Genomic DNA, 3,928 nt, shown 5'->3' on the forward strand with positions numbered 1-3,928 from the left:
CAGCAAGGACGGGCGGCTGTGCGCCCACGTGTGCGACACGCTCAAAAGCCTGCCGGAAACGCCGACACTGGCGGCATACAAGGACTACAAGGCAATCATCATCCTGCTGGGGATGTCCACCACCTGTTACGCCATACTGGACGAACTGGCGGAACAGCACCGCAAGCGGGACGAGATACCCGAACTGACCGCCTACTGCGATGCGCTCCACTGGATGCGACCGGGACGGCAGTACCTCTGCAACGTGTACAACACGGTATGCCACGCTTTCCACCTGCTACGGAGAAACCCCGTAAGGGACAACCGCCTGCTGGTGACGGAAAAGGAGCTGCGCCACGCCGAACGGATGCTGCCGGAGCTGGGCAGGCAGACATTCACCGAAATGGTGCGTCTGAAAGGCTACATGGTCTATGATGCCGAGCAACTGGCGGACAAATGCGGCATGGAATACGGCTCGTTCCGGCGAAAGGTAAAGAAAATGACCGGGTACACGGCTAAGGAATGGGTGATAAAGGAGCGTGCAAAGGACGTGGAACACTACCTGAAGAACACCAACCTCACGCTTACGGAAGTGGCGTTCACCACCGGGTTCGCATCGACATCGAACCTGAACGACTTCTGCAAGGCTTACTTGCTGGACACACCGGGCGAGATACGCAGAAAAGCGCAGGAAACAAGAAAATGCACAGTTACAAGAACGTAATGTGAAAAATCAAGAATAAAACAGATTTTTTATGCCCGTAACTTTGTGCTTCATAAAAGATAAGCACAAGGTTATGGAACATAAGATACCGTTGGAAACATACTTCGCCGGACTGCTTCAAAAAGTGGAATGGCAGATACAGGAATACGAGGACACCGCAGCGGACACGCTGACGCTCTGCCGCCTGTGCGTGGACTACCTGCAAGAGATACTGGGCGAACTCAAAAACTTTATAATCTCCTACCCGTTCGCCAGCACGGAAGAGGAAATACACTTCTTCAAGGAACTGAAACCGCTTTTAGCGAGCAAAATCATCTATTACAACACCGTTTACAAGATAGAGGTGCGCTTCCCCAGCGGCAGCGAGGAAGTGCAAAGGGACTACCTGCTGTCGGAAACCGACCGGATTTCAAAGTCGTTCCAGCGGAACTTGGCGTTCTACCAGTACCACCGAACGAAAGCCACCTACTTGGACAGGCAGTATTTCATGCGTGGGAAGCCTGACATACAAATCATCGTGGACAGTTTCTATTACGAAACAGACCCACAGTTCAGCACCAGTCACGATTTCAAGGTAGCCAAGATTTTAGCCAACGAACTGCTGGAAATATACCTCACCAACCGTCTGCACGAGCTGGAACGCCGGGAACAACGCAAGCGGGTGAAGAACGGCTTCATGGGAAAGGTGTTGCGCTGGACGGGGACGAAAAGGGCGTTGGTGGAACTTATCTACGCACTGGACGCCTGCGGCTGTCTGAACAAGGAAACGGTTGATATTAAGGAGATTGTAGCCTACTTTGAATACGTGTTCGACATCGACCTCGGCGACTTCTACCACACCTACATGGAACTAAAAGCCAAGACCAAAGACCGCACGGGCTTCCTCTCCACCCTGAAAGACAGGTTGCTGATGCGCATGAGGGAGCAGGATTAGGCAACCGTGCTTTAACAAAATTTATTTCGCCACAGGTGGGTACATCTGTGGCGTTTAATTTTTCAGGACACCCGAACTTTGCGGCAAATCAATCAGTTACCGTTATGGAAATAATAACATTCGAGTCCAAAGCCTACAAGGAACTGGACAACAAGATTACCGCCATTGCCGATTACATCTTCAACCACATGGAAACGGCAAGGCAAAGCGAGGAAGACATGTGGGTGGACAGCTACGAGGTCTGCACGTTCCTGAAAATAAGCGAAAAGACCCTGCAACGCCTGCGGGTGTCGGGGACTATCGCCTATTCCAACATCAGGGGACGTTACTTCTACAAGGTCAGCGAGATACGCCGGATGCTGGAAGAACGCCTGATAAGGAGCAACAAGGAGAACATCGACAACCTGATAACCAACCACCAGTTGTATGCTAAAGAAAGAGGAAATCTTAGAAAGAACAAGTAACGGGCTGGCGGTGTTCAAACACTACCTGCCCGGCAACTGGCGCATAGGTCGTAACTTCCTTAACCCGCTGTACGAGGACAGCAAGGCTTCCTGCAACATCTATTTCGACCGCCGGGGCGGTATCTACAAGATGAAAGACTTCGGCAATGACAGTTACAGCGGCGACTGTTTCTTCCTCGTGGGGCAGTTAAAGGGGCTGGACTGTAACCGGGCGGCTGACTTCGTGGAGATACTGGAAATCATCGACCGGGATTTGGGCTTGGGGCTGGCTTCCGGCACTCCGGTTTCCGTTTCCCCGGCAACCGTCCGCCGGGCAGTGCCGGACAAACCCGAAGAAACGCCCGAAAAGCCCGTCAAGCCCTACCAGTTCCGGGAACAGAAGTTCCCGCTTGCCGAACTGGTGTACTGGCAACAGTACGGCATCACGCCCGAACTGCTGGAACGTTACAAGGTCTGCTCGCTCCGGGAATACAACAGCGAAACGGCAGAGGGCAAACCGTACACCTACACTTCATCGGTGGCAGAACCCATGTACGGCTACAAGGGCAAACAGCACATCAAGCTGTACCGCCCGTTCTCCACGCCCCGCTTCCTCTACGGCGGCAGCTTCGGTGAGAACTACTGTTTCGGGCTGGAACAACTGCCAGCCAAAGGCGACACGCTATTCATCACGGGCGGCGAGAAAGACGTGCTTTCGCTGGCGGCACACGGTTTTCACGCTATCTGCTTCAACAGCGAAACGGTGACTATACCGCCCACGCTGGTCTATCGGCTGACATTCCGCTTCAAGCACATCGTCCTGCTCTTTGACATGGACAAGACGGGCAGGGAAAGTTCATGCAAGCAGGAAAAATTGTTGGAAGAATTTGGCGTGAAACGCCTGCTGCTCCCGCTTCCGGGAACGAAAGAGGAAAAGGACATATCCGACTACTTCAAAGCCGGGAACACCCGTGAAGATTTCCTGAAGCTGTTTATCGAATTTTTAGACAACCTGTATAGCGACACATTGATTATGCTTAAATCGTGCGAGATAGATTTCAACAACCCGCCCGCCAAAGCGCAAGAGATTATTTCGGCGGGTGACGTTCCGCTGGGGACACAAGGCAACCTGTTCGGCATCACCGGGGGCGAGGGAACGGGCAAGAGCAATTATGTAGCCGCAATCGTGGCGGGCTGCATCTGTCCGGCTGGTGCGGACATAGATACACTGGGCATACAGATAACCGCCAACGGCAGGCACAAGGCGGTATTGCTTTATGACACCGAACAGTCGGAAGTGCAACTGTTCAAGAACGTAAGCAACCTGCTGGCACGTGCCAAACAGCCGGACAAGCCCGATGAACTGAAAGCGTTTTGTCTTACCGGCATGTCACGCAAAGAACGCCTGAACGCCATTGTACAAAGCATGGACAAGTTCTACTACCAGTACGGCGGCATCCAGTTGGTCGTCATTGACGGCATCGCAGACCTTGTTAAGAGTGCCAACGATGAAGCGGAAAGCGTGGCGGTGATAGATGAACTTTATCGGCTGGCGGGCATCTACAACACGTGTATTCTGTGCGTGCTGCACTTCGTCCCCAACGGATTGAAACTGCGGGGACATTTGGGCAGCGAGTTGCAGCGCAAGGCGGCTACTATCCTGTCCATTGAGAAAGACGAAGAACCTACCCAGTCGGTGGTAAAAGCCCTGAAAGTAAGGGACGGTAGCCCGCTGGACGTGCCGCTGATGCTCTTTGCTTGGGACAAGGAAGCCGGGATGCACGTGTACAAGGGCGAGAAACCACGTGAGGAAAAGGAGAAGCGCAAGGAAAGGGAACTGGTGAATGT

The 3,928-nt window shown here is 53.1% G+C and carries 4 protein-coding genes; all 4 read left to right on the plus strand.

Annotation, left to right across the window (positions count from 1 at the left end):
* A partial coding sequence (locus AB5542_RS15765) for a helix-turn-helix domain-containing protein (RefSeq protein WP_368243196.1) occupies positions 1-703 on the plus strand: 703 nt, incomplete at its 5' end.
* Between the two features lie 31 nt (positions 704-734).
* Positions 735-1,637, plus strand: coding sequence for an RteC domain-containing protein (locus tag AB5542_RS15770; RefSeq protein ID WP_368243197.1), 903 nt, complete (start codon positions 735-737; stop codon positions 1,635-1,637).
* Positions 1,638-1,741: 104 nt separating this feature from the next.
* Entirely contained in the window at positions 1,742-2,101 is a 360-nt protein-coding gene (locus tag AB5542_RS15775) for a helix-turn-helix domain-containing protein (RefSeq protein ID WP_011202389.1), read from the plus strand.
* Positions 2,064-3,928, plus strand: a 1,865-nt coding sequence (locus tag AB5542_RS15780; RefSeq protein WP_368243199.1) for an AAA family ATPase, incomplete at its 3' end; no start/stop codon positions are given. The genes AB5542_RS15775 and AB5542_RS15780, both read left to right, overlap by 38 nt.

This window comes from Butyricimonas sp. RTP31003st1_G1_RTP31003_210430 (assembly GCF_040920905.1).
Classification (GTDB): Bacteria; Bacteroidota; Bacteroidia; order Bacteroidales; family Marinifilaceae; genus Butyricimonas; species Butyricimonas paravirosa.